The sequence below is a fragment of the Microbacterium sp. NPDC003461 genome (genome assembly GCF_053588335.1).
Genome location: NZ_JBSFPT010000010.1, coordinates 11,736 through 29,388, shown reverse-complemented (window position 1 = coordinate 29,388; position 17,653 = coordinate 11,736). Strand labels below are relative to the sequence as shown.

At 72.2% G+C, this 17,653-nt stretch carries 12 protein-coding genes; all 12 read left to right on the top strand.

What is annotated here, in order from left to right; all coding sequences use genetic code 11:
* Window positions 1-224 precede the first annotated feature (224 nt).
* On the top strand, window positions 225-1,787 hold the full coding sequence (locus tag ACWDR7_RS06015) for a DUF222 domain-containing protein (protein WP_449854020.1): 1,563 nt from the start codon (window positions 225-227) through the stop codon (window positions 1,785-1,787).
* 138 nt (window positions 1,788-1,925) lie between these two features.
* Complete coding sequence (gene argS, locus ACWDR7_RS06010) at window positions 1,926-3,581, top strand: arginine--tRNA ligase (protein ID WP_449854019.1); 1,656 nt, start codon at window positions 1,926-1,928, stop codon at window positions 3,579-3,581.
* A 144-nt stretch (window positions 3,582-3,725) separates the two neighbouring features.
* A complete protein-coding gene (locus ACWDR7_RS06005) occupies window positions 3,726-4,469 on the top strand; it encodes an LmeA family phospholipid-binding protein (RefSeq protein WP_449854018.1) in 744 nt (247 codons plus the stop codon).
* Between the two features lie 48 nt (window positions 4,470-4,517).
* Complete coding sequence (gene lysA, locus ACWDR7_RS06000; RefSeq protein ID WP_449854017.1) at window positions 4,518-5,945, top strand: diaminopimelate decarboxylase; 1,428 nt, start codon at window positions 4,518-4,520, stop codon at window positions 5,943-5,945.
* Window positions 5,942-7,240, top strand: coding sequence for a homoserine dehydrogenase (locus tag ACWDR7_RS05995; RefSeq protein WP_449854016.1), 1,299 nt, complete (start codon window positions 5,942-5,944; stop codon window positions 7,238-7,240). The genes lysA and ACWDR7_RS05995 overlap by 4 nt, the downstream gene beginning before the upstream one ends.
* The gene (gene thrB / locus ACWDR7_RS05990) at window positions 7,237-8,211 is read left to right on the top strand and encodes a homoserine kinase (protein WP_449854015.1); all 975 of its coding nucleotides are present in this window, start codon (window positions 7,237-7,239) and stop codon (window positions 8,209-8,211) included. The genes ACWDR7_RS05995 and thrB overlap by 4 nt, the downstream gene beginning before the upstream one ends.
* Window positions 8,208-9,608 (top strand): threonine synthase, encoded by a 1,401-nt coding sequence (thrC, locus tag ACWDR7_RS05985; protein ID WP_449854014.1) that lies wholly within the window; start codon window positions 8,208-8,210, stop codon window positions 9,606-9,608. Before thrB ends, thrC begins: the two co-directional genes overlap by 4 nt.
* Before the next feature lie 301 nt (window positions 9,609-9,909).
* Complete coding sequence (rho, locus tag ACWDR7_RS05980) at window positions 9,910-11,925, top strand: transcription termination factor Rho (protein ID WP_449854013.1); 2,016 nt, start codon at window positions 9,910-9,912, stop codon at window positions 11,923-11,925.
* A 7-nt stretch (window positions 11,926-11,932) separates the two neighbouring features.
* On the top strand, window positions 11,933-13,006 hold the full coding sequence (gene prfA, locus ACWDR7_RS05975) for a peptide chain release factor 1 (RefSeq protein ID WP_449854012.1): 1,074 nt from the start codon (window positions 11,933-11,935) through the stop codon (window positions 13,004-13,006).
* Window positions 13,007-13,164: 158 nt separating this feature from the next.
* Complete coding sequence (locus ACWDR7_RS05970; RefSeq protein WP_449854011.1) at window positions 13,165-14,457, top strand: glycosyltransferase; 1,293 nt, start codon at window positions 13,165-13,167, stop codon at window positions 14,455-14,457.
* On the top strand, window positions 14,454-16,373 hold the full coding sequence (locus tag ACWDR7_RS05965) for a right-handed parallel beta-helix repeat-containing protein (RefSeq protein ID WP_449854010.1): 1,920 nt from the start codon (window positions 14,454-14,456) through the stop codon (window positions 16,371-16,373). Before ACWDR7_RS05970 ends, ACWDR7_RS05965 begins: the two co-directional genes overlap by 4 nt.
* Entirely contained in the window at window positions 16,370-17,554 is a 1,185-nt protein-coding gene (locus tag ACWDR7_RS05960) for a right-handed parallel beta-helix repeat-containing protein (protein ID WP_449854009.1), read from the top strand. Before ACWDR7_RS05965 ends, ACWDR7_RS05960 begins: the two co-directional genes overlap by 4 nt.
* The last annotated feature ends 99 nt before the right edge of the window (window positions 17,555-17,653 follow it).

The following is a 17,653-nucleotide window of genomic DNA, read 5'->3' as shown; positions in this document are numbered from 1 at the left end:
GCTGCTGACCGGAGCGCCCACCCGATCGGTTGCTGAACGGAGGCGCGAAGCGCCGGAGATGAAGCGACCACGGCAAGTCCTCCTGCGGGGGGCGGGGGGGTCGGTGCGGGTGTCGGTTCGTCCACAGCCGTCGTTTCCACGGGGTTATCCACAGAATCGCGTTTCTGGTCCTGGTCGGGGGTTCCGCGGGTTCGGATGTCGGTGGTCGGTGGGACGATGCGGGTATGACATTCCTCAGCGATTTCCAGGACCGGGCAGGCGCGATCGCGTCGCTGCCGCCGGTGGATGTCGCTGTGGTGGCGGCCCTTCCCGACGAGGACGTGCTCGCCCTGCTGACCGTCGCGACGGACCTGGCCAAGACCGCCGAACGCGTCCGCGCGGTCGCCGCCGGCGTGGTCTCGGCGCGCTCGTCACGGGCGGCCGGGCACAAGGGCCTGGCGCAGGGTCGGGGTCATCGCAACGCGGTCGCGCTCGTGCAGGAGCTCTCCGGCGGCACCCGCGGCGACGCGGCCCGGCAGGTGCGGGTCGGGCAGTCGCTGGTGGAATCCGCGCTGGGCGGGAACGGCCCCGGTGCGGCGCCGGAGGGTCTCGACCCTGCCGCGGATCGCGGCGATGCGGCCGAGCAGGACTCCACGCCCGCGCGGCCGTGGCATGACCCGGTCGACCAGGCGCTGCTGAGCGGGGTGGTGACTACGGCGCAGATGGATGCGATCCTCCGCGGGCTCGGCCACCCACCCACCGGCTCGCCCTCGGAGGACTCGCCGTCGGCCGGCGCGGAGGATGCGGCGGTGGAGGCGTGGCGACTGGCGGCCGAGCAGCTGGTCGCTGTCGCGGCCGAGTGCACGGTGGAGGATCTCGCCGCCGCGGCACGGGTGTTGCGGGACCGGTTGGATCCGGAGGGTGCCGAGGCGCGGTTCCTGGCCCGGTTCGAGGCACGCGCGTTCCGGATGTGGACGGACGCGGACGGCGTCCAGCACGCGAAGATCGTGTTCGACGACGAGGGTGCGGCGTGGATGCGGGCCGTGATCGACGCGGCCCTGCGGCCCCGCCGCGGCGGTCCCCGGTTCGTCGACCCCGACGAGGCCGCGAAAGCGCAACAGCTCACCGACGACCCGCGGACGAACGACCAGCTCACCTACGACCTCATCCTCGGGGTGCTCCGCGCCGGCGCCGTCGCCGACGCCGAAACCGTCTTCGGCGCCCGCCAGCCCGGCGTCCGCGTCGTCACCATCGACCCCACCCGCGACGCGACCTGCAACCCGACTCGACCCGACGGTGCCGCGAGCGGCAGCATCGGAGACACCGACAGCCCTGCTCCCGCACCCGCCCGCCCTGGTCCCGGATACACGGAGGACGGCGGCCACCCCCTCCCCGCCCCGGCGGTCGAGCAGGCCATCTGCACCACCGGTCACGTCCCGGTGACCGTCGACGCACACGGCAACCCGCTCGATGTCGGGCGGGAGCAGCGCCTGTTCACCCCGAAGCAGCGCATCGCCCTGGCCATCCGCGACGGCGGCTGCCGGTGGGCCGGATGCGACATGCCCGCCTCCTACTGCGAAGCCCACCACATCGACGAATGGGCCGCCCACGCCGGCCGCACCGACATCGACCGCGGCATCCTCCTGTGCCGCTTCCACCACATGAACCTCCACCACCACCGCCACCGCATCACCCGCGACCGAAACGGCCCCTTCCTGCTCCACCCACCCGACGGCAGCGAACCCGTCGAACTCCCCACCCACTCACCCCTCCGATGGCACTGGACCCCGCCACCCCGCGCCGCCTGACCCCATCCGGGGGCGGCGGGCTCGACCGGGCCGGCATCCGCTCCGTCGGAGCGAGGCGCAGCGCACCCCTCGACCGGTTGCCGAACGAGGTGCGCGCTCAGCGTTCGCCCGCCCCGCACCGCCATAGACTTGACGCCTATGAATCCCGATGCCCTCGCCGCCGCTCTGCTCGCCGTCCTCGCGCCGATCGCCGAGCGACGCCGCCCCGGCGAGGACCTGGGGATCACGGCCGCCGACATCGCGTTCGAGCGTCCGAAGAACCGCGACCACGGCGACTGGGCCACGAACACGGCCATGAAGTTCGCCAAGAAGCTCGGCACGAACCCGCGCGAGCTCGCCCAGGAGATCGTCGACGGCCTCACCGCCGTCGACGGCGTCGCGGGCGTGGAGGTCGCGGGCCCCGGCTTCATCAACATCCGCCTCGAGGCGGCCGCCGCCGGCGCGCTCGCGAAGACCATCGTCGAGGGCGGCGACTCCTACGGCCGCAACGACGCCCTCGCGGGGCAGACGATCAACCTCGAGTTCGTCAGCGGCAACCCCACCGGCCCTCTGCACATCGGGCACACCCGCTGGGCCGCGCTCGGCGACGCGATCGGCCGCCTGCTCGAGGCCAGCGGCGCCACCGTGGCGCGCGAGTACTACATCAACGACGCCGGCGCGCAGATGGATCGCTTCGGCGCCTCCGTGTACGCCGCGATCATGGGCGAGCCCGCCCCCGAGGACGGCTACAAGGGCGAGTACATCAACGACCTCGGCGCCCGCGTCGCCACGATCCTGCCGAACCTGCCCGAGGTCGGGCGGGACGAGGCCATCGCCGCCGTCCGCGAGGTCGCGTACCAGCTGCAGCTCGCCGAGATCCAGAAGTCGCTGCGCGAGTTCAACGTGGAGTTCGACGTGTGGTTCTCGGAGCGCACGCTCCACGACGGCGCGCCCAGCCTCATCGACCAGGCCGTCGAGCGCCTGCGCGAGCAGGGCCACGTCTTCGACGAGGACGGCGCCGTGTGGGTGCGCACCACCGACTTCGGCGACGACAAGGATCGCGTCATCCGCCGCTCCAACGGCGAGTACACCTACTTCGCCGCCGACGCCGCCTACTACCTCAGCAAGGGCGACCGCGGCTTCGCGCACAAGATCTACCTGCTCGGCGCCGATCACCACGGCTACGTGCACCGCCTCAAGGCGCTGGCCGGCGCGGCCGGCGACGACCCCGAGACGGACATCGAGGTGCTGATCGGGCAGCTCGTGTCGGTCAACGGCGCGCGCCTGTCGAAGCGGGCAGGCAACATCATCGAGCTCGACGACCTGCGCGAGTGGATCGGCACCGACGCCCTGCGCTACTCGCTCGGGCGGTACCCGGCCGACTCGCCGCTGTCGCTCGATCCGGAGCTGCTGCGCAAGCGCACGAACGACAACCCGGTGTTCTACGTGCAGTACGCTCACGCGCGCACGCACAACGTGGCGCGCAACGCGGTCGACGCCGGCGTCACGCGCGACACCTTCGCGCCCGAGCTGCTCACGCACGAGACCGAGGCCGCGCTCCTCGGCGCGCTGCAGGAGTTCCCGCGCCTCGTCGCGTTCGCCGCCGACCAGCGCGAGCCGCACCGCGTCGCCCGCTACCTCGAGGAGATCGCGGGGCTCTACCACCGCTGGTACGACAACTGCCGCGTCACGCCCAAGGGCGACGAGCCCGTCGAGCCCGTGCACGGCACGCGCCTGTGGCTCAACGACGCCACGGGCCAGGTGCTCCGCAACGGCCTCGCCCTGTTGGGAGTGAGCGCCCCCCAGCGCATGTGATCGGGCGTGCCTGCCTCGGTCGATGGGCGGGTGCGCGGTTCGTCGACCGGCGTGCGGTGCCCGCTTCCTCCCCGCGCCTCTGGCGCGTCGTTCCGCAACAGGGACGTGCACCCGCGACCAAGGTCGGGATGAGAGGGTGCACGTATGAAGCGGCGGCGGTGGGAATGGATCGTCGCGATCGCGGCGGTCGTCGCGGTCGCGGCCGGGGCGTTCGTCGCCGGCGAGGCCATCGCCCGATCCGTCATCCGTGACCGCGTGGAGGACGCCGTCGTCGACGCCGGGGCCCGCGTCGGGCACCTCGACGTCGAGATCCCCGGGCTCGTCATCCCGCAGCTGATCGGCGGCCGGATCGACGAGGCGCACGTCACGGGGGAGCGCGTCGAGTACGAGGGCCTCACCGCCGACGTACGGCTCGCGCTCGAGGGCGTCGACACCGGCGCCATAACCGCCGAGCGCGCCTCCGCCACCGCGGCCCTCGACGCGGCCGCCCTCGAGAACCTCCTCGGCCGCGCGAGCGCCGGCACCGCGTGGCAGGCCCTCGGCGACGCCGCCCAGGTCGCCGTCGCCGAACCCGACGTCGCCGTCTCGGGCGAGATCCCGATCCTCGGCACCCTGCAGCTCACCCTCCAGCCCTCCGCGGCCGACGGACGCCTGCTGCTGTCGCCCACCGGGATCGCGCTCGGCGGGCAGCAGCTGCCCGGCCAGCTCCCGCCCGGCGTGCCGGCCGCGCTCGCCCAGCCGATCCCCGTCTGCCTCTCCGACAGCCTGCCGCGCGGCATCACGCTGACGGACGCGACCGTCGAGGGCGACGAGCTCATCGCCCACCTCGCGCTCGACGGCGGGCTGCTGAACGATCCGACGCTGCAGCAGCCCGGCGACTGCGCATAAGGCTCAGTGCGACGGGGGTCGCCGCCGGACTCGTCCTAGACTCGTCGGGTGACTCACAGCCCCGCCGGGGCCGTCGTGCCCGAGTGGCTCGCCGTGCCCGACGACCCGAACGACCTCGTCGAGGCCGTCTGGCCCGCGGGCGCGGATCGCGACGCCGACGGCGTGCTGCGCCTCGGCGGCATCCCCGCCACGCAGCTGGCCCGCGACTTCGGCACGCCCCTGTACGTGCTGGACGAGGACGCCGTGCGCGCGAGGGCCCGCGAGGTGCTCGCCGCCTTCCGCGACGCCGCCGCCCGCCACGGCGCCCGCGCGCGGGTCTACTACGCCGGCAAGGCGTTCCTCAGCGGCGCCGTCGCCCGCTGGGTGCGCGAGGAGGACCTGGCCCTCGACGTCGCCACCGGCGGCGAGCTCGCCATCGCGCTCGCGGCCGGCGTCGATCCGTTCCACATCGGGCTGCACGGCAACAACAAGTCGGTCGCCGAGCTCGAGCACGCCGTCTCGGTCGGCATCGGATCCGTCGTGATCGACAGCGCCATCGAGCTCGAGCGGCTCGCGGCCATCGCCCAGCGCCTCGGCACCGTACAGCGCGTGCTCGTGCGCGTGAACAGCGGCGTGCACGCCGAGACCCACGACTTCCTCGCCACCGCGCACGAGGACCAGAAGTTCGGCTTCCCCCTCGCGCAGGCGCCCGAGATCGTCGCGCGCATCCGCGAGCTGCCGCAGCTGGAGTTCATGGGCCTGCACTGCCACATCGGCTCGCAGATCTTCGGCGCCGCCGGCTTCGCCGAGTCGGCCGCGCGCCTCGTCGACGTGCACGCCCGCCTGCTCGAGGGCGGCGACGTGCCCGTGATGAACCTCGGCGGCGGCTACGGCATCGCCTACACGCGCGCCGAGCACCCGACCCCCATCGCGCAGCTCGCCGGCGACATCGTCGACGCCGTGGCGGGGGAGTGCGCCGCCCGCGACATCCCCGTGCCGAACCTCGCATTCGAGCCCGGCCGCGCGATCGTCGGCCGCGCGGGCGTCACGCTGTACGAGGTCGGCACGACCAAGCCCGTGCAGGTCTCCGACGCCGTCACGCGCCTCTACGTCAGCGTCGACGGCGGCATGAGCGACAATGCCCGCCCCGCACTGTACGGCGCGCAGTACTCGGCGCGGATCGCGTCGCGCACGAGCGGCGCCGAGCCCGCCCTCGCGCGGGTCGTGGGCCGGCACTGCGAGTCGGGCGACATCGTCGTCGACGCCGAGTACCTGCCCGCCGACATCGCCCCCGGCGACCTGCTCGCCGTGCCCGCCACGGGCGCCTACTGCCACTCGCTCGCCAGCAACTACAACGCCGTGCCCCGCCCGCCCGTCGTGGCGCTGTCGGGCGGATCCGCGCGCGTCATCGTGCGCGGCGAGACCATCGACGACCTGCTCGCGCGCGACCTGGGCCTCGAGCCCCGCGCCGCGCACCCGAACGAGGAGACCGAATGATCGAGAAGCGCACGCTCCGAGTCGCGCTGCTGGGCGCCGGATCGGTGGGATCGCAGGTGGCGCACCTGCTGCTCACGCACCGCGAGGAGCTGGCCGAGCGCGCCGGCGCCGAGCTGGAGCTGGCGGGCATCGCCGTGCGGAACCTCGACGCGCCGCGCGACGTCGAGCTGCCGCGCGAGCTGCTCACCACCGACGCCGAGAGCCTCATCGTCGGCAGCGACATCGTCATCGAGCTGATGGGCGGCATCGAGCCGGCGCGCACGCACCTGCTCACGGCGCTCACCTCGGGCGCCGACGTCGTCACCGGCAACAAGGCGCTGCTCGCCACCCACGGGTCCGAGATCTTCGACACCGCCGACCAGGTGGGCGCGAGCGTGTCGTACGAGGCGGCCGTCGCCGCCGCGATCCCGATCATCCGCCCCCTGAAGGACTCGCTCGCCGGCGACCGGATCCAGCGCATCTTCGGGATCGTCAACGGCAGCACCAACTTCATCCTCGACAAGATGGATCGCGAGGGCCTGAGCGCCGAGGAGGCGCAGCGGATCGCGACCGAGCTCGGCTTCCTCGAGGCCGATCCGACGTTGGATCTCGAGGGCTACGACGCCGCGCAGAAGGCGGCGATCCTCGCGAGCCTCGCGTTCCACACGAAGGTGTCGCTCGACGACGTGCACCGCGAGGGCATCGAGAACGTCACGGCCGACATGATCGAGGGCGCCCGTCGCGCCGGCTTCGTCGTGAAGCTGCTCGCGGTGTGCGAGCGCCTCGACGACGACGGCGAGGAGTCCATCTCGGTGCGCGTGTACCCCGCGCTCATCGAGCGCGACCACCCGCTGGCGAGCGTGCACGGCGGCAACAACGCCGTCTTCGTCGAGGCGGCCGCCGCGGGCCCGCTCATGTTCTACGGCGCCGGCGCCGGCGGGCTGCAGACGGCCTCGGCCGTGCTCGGCGACGTCGTCTCGGCCGCCCGCCGCCACATCGCCGGCGGCGTGGGCGTGGGCGAATCGCCGCGCATGAGCCTGCCGACCGCGCCCATCGGGCGGATCCTCACGCGCTACCAGGTGCGCCTGGAGGCGACGGACGAGCCCGGCGTGCTCGCGACGATCGCGGGCGTCTTCGCCGACGGCGGCGTCTCGGTCGCCACCGTGGATCAGAGCCAGCGCGAGGGCGACACGGCGTCGATCGTCATCGGCACCCACCGCGCCCGCGAGCAGTCGCTGAGCGACACCGTCGCGCGCCTGGCCGCCAGCGACGCCGTCGAGCGCGTGGTCTCCGTGCTGCGCGTCGAAGGGGAATGAGCGCCGCGCCCGCCGCGCCGCGCACCGTGCACGTGCGCGTCCCGGCGACCAGCGCCAACCTCGGCCCCGGCTTCGACACGCTCGGCCTCGCGCTCAGCGTGTACGACGAGGTCGAGGTGACCGCCCTCGCGCCGGGCGAGCTGGAGATCGAGGTCACCGGCAGCGGCGCGGCGCACATCCCGCGCGACGACTCGCACCTCATCGCCCGCACGATCCGGTACTGCTTCGAGGCGGCCGGCGAGCGCGCCCCCGGGCTGCGGATCGTCGCGCACAACGGCATCCCGCACGGCAAGGGGCTCGGGTCGTCCGGCGCCGCGGTGGCGGCGGGCGTGCTCGCGGCGAACGGGCTGCTCGGCGGGCGGCTCACCGACGCCGACCTGCTGCGCCTCGCGACCGAGCTGGAGGGGCACCCCGACAACGTCGCGCCCGCGCTGTTCGGCGGGCTCACGATCGCGTGGACCGAGCACGGGGTGCCGCAGCACAAGAAGCTGCTCGTGCACCGCGGCGTCGCGCCCGTCGTGTTCGTGCCCGATCGCACGATGTCGACGTCGATGGCGCGCAGCGTGCTGGCGGCGGAGGTCTCGCGCGAGGACGCCGTGTTCAACGTGTCGCGCTCGGCGCTGCTGATCGCGGCGCTCACCCAGAGCCCCGACCTGCTGCTGTCGGCCACCGAGGACAAGCTGCACCAGGAGCGCCGCGCGCAGGCGATGCCCGAGACCTTCGCGCTCGTGGGCGCGCTGCGCGCCCGCGGGTTCGCGGCCGTCGTCTCGGGCGCCGGGCCCAGCGTGCTCGTGCTCGCCGACGGACCCGGTCGCCGGCTCGAGGCCGCCGCCGTCGCCGAGGAGGCCGCGGAGGGGTCGTGGCAGGCGCTCATGCTGGCCGTGGACTTCATGGGCGGCACGACACACGCGTCCGACGACCCCAGAATGGACATGTCGCGACAGCTGACCCGAGGAGCGCCGGATCGATGAACTACCTCTCCACCCGAGGCGGCGGCGAGCCGCTGTCGTTCAGCGAGGCCCTGCTCGAGGGGCTGGCCCCCGACGGCGGGCTCTCGGTGCCGGCCGAGCTGCCCGAGGTCGACGGCGAGACGCTCGAGCGCTGGCGCGCGCTGACCTACCCGCAGCTGGCGACCGAGATCCTCGCACTCTTCGCGACCGACATTCCGCGCCGCGACCTCGCGCGCATGGTGGCAGCGGCCTATGAGCCCTTCCCCGGCGAGGTCGTCCCGCTGCGGGCGATCGGCGACGGCATCGAGCTCGTCGGGCTCTCGGAGGGGCCGACCCTGGCGTTCAAGGACCTCGCCATGCAGTTCCTCGGCCAGGTGCTGGAGTACGCGCTCGAGCGCCGCGGATCGGTGCTCAACGTGCTCGGCGCCACGTCGGGCGACACGGGATCGGCCGCCGAGCACGCGCTGCGCGGCAAGGAGCGGATCGCGGTGTTCATGCTGTCGCCGCAGGGCCGGATGAGCGCGTTCCAGCGCGCGCAGATGTTCTCGCTCGACGACCCGAACATCCACAACATCGCGATCAACGGCGTCTTCGACGACTGCCAGAACCTCGTCAAGCAGCTCGCCGGCGACCTGGAGTTCAAGCGGGCGCACCACCTCGGCGCCGTGAACTCCATCAACCTCGCCCGCATCACGGCGCAGGTCGTCTACTACTTCTGGGCCTGGCTGCGCGCGACCGACGCGGGCGGCTGGACCGAGCTGTCGTTCACCGTGCCGTCGGGGAACTTCGGCAACATCCTCTCGGGCTTCTACGCGCGGCAGATGGGCCTGCCGATCCGCCGCCTCGTGCTCGCGACGAACGAGAACAACGTGCTCGACGAGTTCTTCCGCACGGGCGTCTACCGCCCGCGCGGGGCCGCCGAGACGCTCGCGACCTCGAGCCCGTCGATGGACATCTCGAAGGCGTCGAACCTCGAGCGCTTCATCTTCGAGCTCGTCGGCCGCGACGCCGCGCGCGTCGTCGACGCGTGGCGCGAGCTGGAGGGCGGATCGTTCGACTTCTCGTCCGAGCAGCCGCGCTTCGCCGGGGAGTTCGGCCTCGTGAGCGGCACGTCGACGCACGCGGATCGGCTGGCGACCATCCGATCCGTGCACGAGGCGACCGGCGACGTCATCGATCCGCACACCGCCGACGGCGTGAAGGTGGCGCGCGAGTTCGTGGAGCCGGGCGTGCCGATGCTCGTGCTCGAGACGGCCAAGCCCCACAAGTTCGCCGAGACGATCCGCGAGGCGATCGGCGTCGAGCTGGAGCTGTCGCCCGAGCTGCAGCAGATGATGTCCGCGCCGCAGCGCGTCGTGGAGATGCCGGACGACGCGAGCGCGCTGCGCGACTACATCGCCTCGGCCGCGCTGCGCTGAGCCTCCCGCTGCTGGACGTCAGCGCCGGAGGCGTGGAGGTGAAGCGACCGTGGCAAGCGCCGTCGGCGCCGCGCCGAGGTGGTACAGTGAGGATCACAGCGGAGGGTGCCTCAGAGCACGAATTCTGACCTCCGTCGCAATCTGCGAAGCCCCGCACGGTCACCCCACCGTCCGCCCGAGTGTGTTCTCTTCGGTGCGGCAACCGGTTGACCGGCGCACGACGTGGCGCGCGCACGGTGGATCCCGTCTGACGGATCCCCCTGCGGCTGGCTGAGAATCCACGACCCGATGAGGAGTCACGTTGGAGTCCATCTCCGAGATCCAGTCCGAAGCCGTCGAGGCCAAGGGCGACGAGAGCGTCACCGCTCCCGCCACCGCCGAGACCGCCCCCGAGGCGAGCACGGCCGAGGCCACCGAGGCCCCGGCGAAGGCGCCGCGCAAGCGTGCGCCGCGCCGCGCCAAGGCCGCGTCCACCGTCGCCGCCGTGGAGGCGACCGGCAACGAGCAGGCCGCGCCGGCCGCCGAGGCTCCGGCCGAGCAGGCAGCGCCCGCCGCCGCCGAGGCCGCGGCCGAGCCCGCCGAGGCGCCGGCCGAGAAGCCGAAGCGCGCCCCGCGCCGCCGCGGCAAGGCCGCCGAGACCGATGCCGCCGCGGCCGCCGAGGCCGAGAAGCCCGCCGAGGCGCCCGAAGGCGACAAGCCCGAGGCGCCGCAGGCCGACCAGGCCGACGCCGCGAAGTCCGACGCCGCGAAGGCCGAGCAGCCGGAGGCCGACAAGGCCGAGCAGCCCGAGGCCGACACCGCCGAGAAGCCTGCCCGTGCCCCGCGCACCAAGGGCGGCCGCGGCGCGAAGGCCGCGAAGAGCGACGACGCCGCCGAGGCGCCCCAGGCCGAGCAGGCCGAGGGCGACGCGCGCAAGAACGACGCCGAGTCGGCCGACGAGCAGGACGGCGACGGCGAGGAGGGCTCCGGTCGCGGCCGCAGCCGCCGCAGCCGCAGCCGCAACCGCAACAAGAACAAGGGCGACGGCCCGCAGAACGGCGGCGCACAGCCCGAGGCGCAGGCGCAGCCGCAGGAGGACCGCAACCGCCGCAACAAGCGCACGCGCGGCGCCCAGAGCGACGAGTTCGAGCCGGAGATCGGCGAGGACGACGTGCTCATCCCGATCGCGGGCATCCTCGACGTGCTCGACAACTACGCGTTCGTCCGCACCACGGGCTACCTGCCCGGCCAGCAGGACGTGTACGTCTCGCTCGGCCAGGTCAAGAAGTACAACCTGCGCAAGGGCGACGCCGTCGTCGGCGCCATCAAGCAGCCCCGCGAGAACGAGCAGCAGGGCCGCCAGAAGTACAACGCCCTGGTCAAGGTCGACTCGATCAACGGCCTGTCGGTGGACGACGCGGCCGACCGCGTGGAGTTCGGCAAGCTCACGCCGCTGTACCCGCAGGACCGCCTGCGCCTCGAGACGGCGCCCGAGAAGCTGACGCAGCGGATCATCGACCTCGTCGCGCCGATCGGCAAGGGCCAGCGCGGCCTCATCGTCGCGCCCCCGAAGGCGGGCAAGACGATCGTGCTGCAGCAGATCGCGAACGCGATCGCGCAGAACAACCCCGAGGTCCACCTCATGGTCGTGCTCGTCGACGAGCGCCCCGAGGAGGTCACCGACATGCAGCGCACGGTGAAGGGCGAGGTCATCGCCTCGACCTTCGACCGCCCCGCCGAGGACCACACGACGGTCGCCGAGCTCGCCATCGAGCGCGCCAAGCGCCTCGTCGAGCTGGGCCGCGACGTGGTCGTGCTGCTCGACTCGATCACCCGCCTGGGCCGCGCCTACAACGTGTCGGCCCCCACGTCGGGCCGCGTGCTCTCGGGCGGCGTCGACGCGTCGGCGCTGTACCCGCCCAAGCGCTTCTTCGGCGCCGCGCGCAACATCGAGAACGGCGGATCGCTCACGATCCTCGCCACGGCGCTCGTCGAGACCGGATCCAAGATGGACGAGGTCATCTTCGAGGAGTTCAAGGGCACCGGCAACATGGAGCTGCGCCTGTCGCGCCAGCTCGCCGACAAGCGCATCTTCCCGGCGGTCGACGTGAACGCGTCGAGCACCCGCCGCGAGGAGATGCTGCTGAGCCCCGACGAGGTCAAGATCACGTGGAAGCTGCGCCGGGCCCTCGCGGGCATGGACCAGCAGCACGCGCTCGGCGTCATCCTCGAGAAGCTCAAGGAGACGCAGTCGAACGTCGAGTTCCTCGTCCAGATGCAGAAGTCGATCCCCTCGGCCGGCGGGCGTTCCTCCGGCGACGAGAACCAGATCCGCTGATCCGCGCGTGTTCGAGTCCGTCGATGCGCTGATCGACGAGCACCGCCGGGTGCAGGAGGAGCTCTCCGACCCGGCGGTGCACGCCGACGCCGCGCGCGCCAAGCGCGTCAACCGCCGCTACGCCGAGCTGTCGCGCATCGTCGCGGCCCACCAGGCGTGGGTCGGCGCGGGGGAGGACCTCGAGGCCGCGCGCGAGCTCGCCCGCGAGGACGAGGCGTTCGCCGACGAGATCCCCGCGCTCGAGGAGCGGCTCGCCGAGGCGCAGGAGCGGCTGCGGCGCCTGCTCATCCCGCGCGATCCCGACGACGCCCGCGACGTGATCATGGAGATCAAGGCGGGCGAGGGCGGTGCCGAGAGCGCGCTGTTCGCCGCCGACCTGCTGCGCATGTACCTGCAGTACGCGGCCTCGCGCGGCTGGAAGACCGAGATCCTCGAGCGCGACGAGTCGGATCTCGGCGGCTACAAGAACGTGCAGGTCGCGATCAAGGGATCGTCCTCCGATCCCGCGCAGGGCGTGTGGGCGCACCTGAAGTACGAGGGCGGCGTGCATCGCGTGCAGCGCGTGCCGGCGACCGAGTCGCAGGGCCGCATCCACACGTCGACGACCGGCGTGCTCGTCTTCCCCGAGGTGGACGAGCCCGAGGAGATCGCGATCGATCCGAACGACCTGAAGATCGACGTGTTCCGCTCGTCCGGCCCCGGCGGGCAGTCGGTGAACACGACGGACTCCGCCGTGCGCATCACGCACATCCCGACCGGGATCGTCGTGTCGATGCAGAACGAGAAGTCGCAGCTGCAGAACCGCGAGGCCGGCATGCGCGTGCTGCGCGCCCGCCTGCTCGCCCGGCAGCAGGAGGAGCTCGCGGCCGTCGCGGCCGATGCGCGCAAGTCGCAGATCCGCGGCATGGACCGCTCGGAGCGCATCCGCACCTACAACTTCCCCGAGAACCGGATCGCCGACCACCGCACGGGCTACAAGGCGTACAACCTCGACGCGGTGCTGAACGGCGCGCTGGACCCCGTCATCCAGTCCTGCATCGAGGCCGACGAGGCCGAGCGCCTCGCCGCCCTCGGCGACTGACCCCGGCGGTCTTCGAGCTCCGTGGCATACTCCGGCGCCGCCGCGGCATGAGGTCCCCGGGCACCTCGAGAGAACGAGCGCCGCGGCACGTATCAGGCCCGCCCTTGCGCGCTCCGTGGTGGTGATCGCTCCCACCTCACGCGAAGGGCACCGCGTCTATGCCTGTCTCCTCACCGCTCCCGGCTCTGCTCGGGTCCCTCAACGATGTGCAGTTCAGCTGGGACTCCGTGCTCGCGTTCGCGCGCGACATGCTGCCGTACTTCCCGCTCGCACTGGCCGGGACGATCGTCTGGCTGCTGTGGCTGTACCGCGTGGTGCTGTCGCACCGAGCCAAGCCGATCGAGAGCGACTTCCGCGCCACGACCTCGGTGGTCGTCCCCTCGTTCCACGAGGATCCGGACATCCTGCTCGAATGCCTGGAGACCTGGCGCGAGCAGGACCCGACGGAGATCATCATCGTCCTGGACGTCGCCGACACCGAGGCGTACCGGCGGATCATCGAGATCGGCGACGACCGGGTGCGGCCCTTCCTGTTCCACCACGCGGGCAAGCGCAGCGCACTGGGGGTGGGCATCCGGGCCGCGCGGTCCGACATCCTCGTGCTCGTCGATTCCGACACGCGCTGGCTGCCCGGCCTGCTCGAGAACGTGCAGAAGCCGTTCATCGATCCGGCCGTCGGCGCGGTCAGCACCCAGCAGAACGTGTACCAGCGCACGACGAGCGTGTGGCGCAGGATCGCCGACTGGCTGGTGAACCTGCGCTACCACGACTACGTTCCCGCCATGGGCCGCGCCGGCGCCGTGCCCTGCGTGTCCGGCAGAACGGCCGTCTACCGCCGCGATGCGGTGATGCCCGTGCTCGAGAACCTCGAGGACGAGTTCTTCCTGGGACGCCGGTGCATCTCGGGCGACGACGGACGTCTCACCTGGCTCGTGCTCGCCTCCGGCTACAAGACGGTGCACCAGTCATCGGCCCGGGCCCTGTCGATGTTCCCCGCCACGTTCCGGGCGTTCGTCAAGCAGCGCGTGCGGTGGAGTCGCAACTCGTATCGCTGCTACCTGACGGCCGCGTTCAAGGGGTGGCTGTGGAAGGTGCCGTTCGTCACCAAGGTGACCGTGCTGCAGATCCTGCTCACCCCGGTGACCATGGGGCTGACGCTCGGCTACCTGTTCTTCAGCCGGCTGGAGCTGACGACCGTCGGCATCTGGGCGAGCGTGGCCTGGGTGGTCGGCACGCGGGGCATCCGCGGACTGTCGCACCTCCGGCGGCACCCGCAGGAGATCCTCCTGCTGCCGCTGGTCGTCCTCGTCGTGATCTTCATCTCGCTGCCGATCAAGCTGTACGCGTTCGCCACCATGAACAAGCAGGGATGGCTGACCCGCAACGCCGACGCCATCGGCGGCGACGGGCAGACGGCCGACACCATCACGCTCAGGGCGGCGACGGCATGAGGGGCCGGAAGGCCGCGGCGCTGATCGCGGGGCTGGCCGTCGCGGCCGCCGTCTGGCTCGTCCCGGCCGCCGCGCAGGCGGACGACGATGTCGACGGGGCGGATGGATCGGCCGGCGTCGTGACACTCGCCGGGGAGCCGTATCCCGGAGATCCGGATGCCGAGGCGGCGCTCGTCGCCGCGGAGGACCGCCGGCTGATCGAGGTGCGCGCCATCGCGAACGCCGCCGGCTGGACGAACCTGAACCAGGGCCGGCCGTACCGGCTGGCCACCGGCAGCACCTACACGCTCGTGCTCATCGCCCGAGAGGCGCCGTACACGCTCGACGACCTGCTCGAATACGCGCCGAGCACCTTCGTGCGCCAGCCCGACGGCTCCTATCTGCTCAGCGAGAACATCGTGGTCGAGCAGGACGCCACGTTGCAGCTGCGCAGCGAGGACGGCCTGCAGCTGCGCATGGAGAGCACGGAGCACTCCTTCGTCTCGATCGTCACGCTCGGCGGGGGGCTCGAGTTCGAGGGCACGGCCGACAAGCCCGTCGAGATCACCAGCTGGGACTCCGTCGAGGGCGCGCCGGACACCGAGACGGCAGACGGCCGCTCGTACATCAGGGTCACGGGAGGCCGCGCCGCTTTCAGCAACGTCGTGTTCCACGATCTCGGCTTCTGGGCCGGCACGACGGGCGGCATCTCGCTCACGGGCACCACGTTGCCGGACGTGCTCTCGGACTACGCGCCGCGGAACCTCGCGAGCGCGGAGACGGAGGAGGACGCCCAGGTCTTCGGGAACGAGCTGCTGCCGGTCGGCGGCGCGGACACGCTCGACTCGCCGGCGGATCTCTCCGGCTACAGCTACGCGTCGGCTCTTCTGCGCAACATCGTCAGCCGCGACAATGCGTATGGGATGTTCATCACCAGCGCGGATGGGGTCGACATCAGCGACTCCACGTTCGAGCACAATCTCGTCGACGGGCTTGTGCTGCACCGCTACGTGACGAACTCCGTCGTGCGCGCCTCCACCGCCGCGCACAACGGCGTCGACGGCTTCCGCCTCACGCGCGCGACGAGCGGGATCGTGCTCGACCGCGTGGGGGCCACCGAGAACGGCCGCAACGGCATCACGCTCGAGGGCGGACCGCTCTCGGACGGGCCCAGCGCGACGGGCACGCCGGTGGGGCGATACGGCGGCAACCAGGTCTCCGACAGCGAGGCGACGTCCAACGGCCGCTACGGGATCGACGTGATGGGCGGCACGAACCTGGTGATCGACAGCAACACCGTGCACGAGCATCGCATGGGGATCGTCGTCTCCAACGATGTCGAGGACATCGACGTGACCGACAACCTGGTGACCGCGTCGGAGCAGCAGGGGATCGCGCTCCGCGCCGGAGTGCGCGACGCGCTGCTGCGGGGCAACGAGGTGGACGGCGGGGAGATCGGCATCTACCTGCGCGACGCCGGCGGGACGATCGAGCGCAACAGCGTGACCGGGGTGTCGAACCATGCCGTGACGATCATCGACCAGACCCAGGAGTCCGTCGTCGCCGACAACGAGATCTCCGGCATCGGTCCCAGCGCGATCGATGTCGCGCGGGCAGGGGGCGAGGTCACCACACCGGGCAACGTGATCGTGGAGTGGCAGAGCACGAAGCCGCTCGATGTGATCCTGCGCGGCATCTTCCAGCCGCTCACCGTGATGTGGCTCCTGCTCGCCCTGCTGCTCGTCGCGACGGCGGTGACGGGTCTGCGGCGGCGCAGGCCCGGCTTCCACTCGCCGTACGCCGACCGCGCGCCGCTCACCGCCTTCTCCGGCGGCGTGGTGGCGCCCGAATCGCTCGGGCTGCCGCCCGTGCCCTGGATGCCTGCCACGACCCGCCGCCTGCAGCCGCGGACAGGCCGCGAGGAGGAACGGACATGATCGCCTACCTGAAGCGCAATCCCCTCATGCTCGCGATCGCGGCCTTCGCCGCCGGAGTGCTCGTGATGGGCGTCGTGTGGGGAGCGGTCGCCCTGGCGAGCAGGGACGATCGCGTGACCGGCGCAGACGCGCCCGGCGCCGAGGAGCCGGCCGGTGACGTCGGAGGCGGCTTGTCCGGCGGATCGTCGGACGAAGTGGCGACGTCATCGCCGTCCCCGAGCGAGCAGGAGGAGGACGGATCGGACGACGACTCCGATGCCACGCCCGCTCCCGAACCGCCCCGCTCGACCACGACCGAGTGCCCGCCCGCCACGGCCACCGTGCGCGACGCGGCCGGGCTGCAGTCGGCGCTCGACGACGCCGGCCCCGGCGATGTCATCGAGCTGGAGGCGGGGCGATACGTCGGCGAGTTCGTCGCGACGGCCTCCGGCGAGGACGGCGCGCCCATCACGCTGTGCGGCTCGTCCGATGCCGTGCTCGACGGCGGCGGCGTCAAGGGCGGCTATGTGCTCCACCTCGATGGCGCCGATTACTGGCATCTGCTCGGCTTCAGCGTGTCGAACGGGCAGAAGGGCGTGATGGCGGACGGCACGACCGGCTCGGTGATCGAGGGGCTCACCGTATACCACATCGGTGACGAGGCGATCCACCTCCGCGCGCACAGCACCGGCAACCGGGTCATCGGCAACGACATCAGCGACACCGGCCTGCGGCGCGAGAAGTTCGGCGAAGGCGTGTACATCGGCACGGCCGAGAGCAACTGGTGCACCATCACGGACTGCCGGCCCGACGAGTCCGACGACAACCTGATCGAGGGCAACAGCATCCACGGCGTGCGCAGCGAGGCCATCGACATCAAGGAGGGCACGACCGGCGGCATCGTGCGCGGCAACGCCTTCGAGGGCTCGGACATCGTCGGCGCGGACTCGTGGGTCGACGTCAAGGGCAACGACTGGCTGGTCGAGGGCAACCACGGTGTGAACTCGCCGCTCGACGGCTTCCAGACGCACGAGATCCTCGACGGCTGGGGGACGCGCAACACCTTCCGCGGCAACATCGCGGAGGTGAACGGGCCCGGCTTCGGGTATTCCCTGACCCCCGAGCGCGAGAACGTCGTCACCTGCGACAACGTGGCTTCCGACGCCGGCGAGGGCGCGATGAACGTGACCTGCACCGGCTGATTCCCGACGCCTCCCGGCGCCCTCCCCTCCCGTCCTTCACCGGCCTCACCGAGGCCGGGCGGTTCGCCGCACCCGGAAGCGGTCCCGGCACGCCCGAAC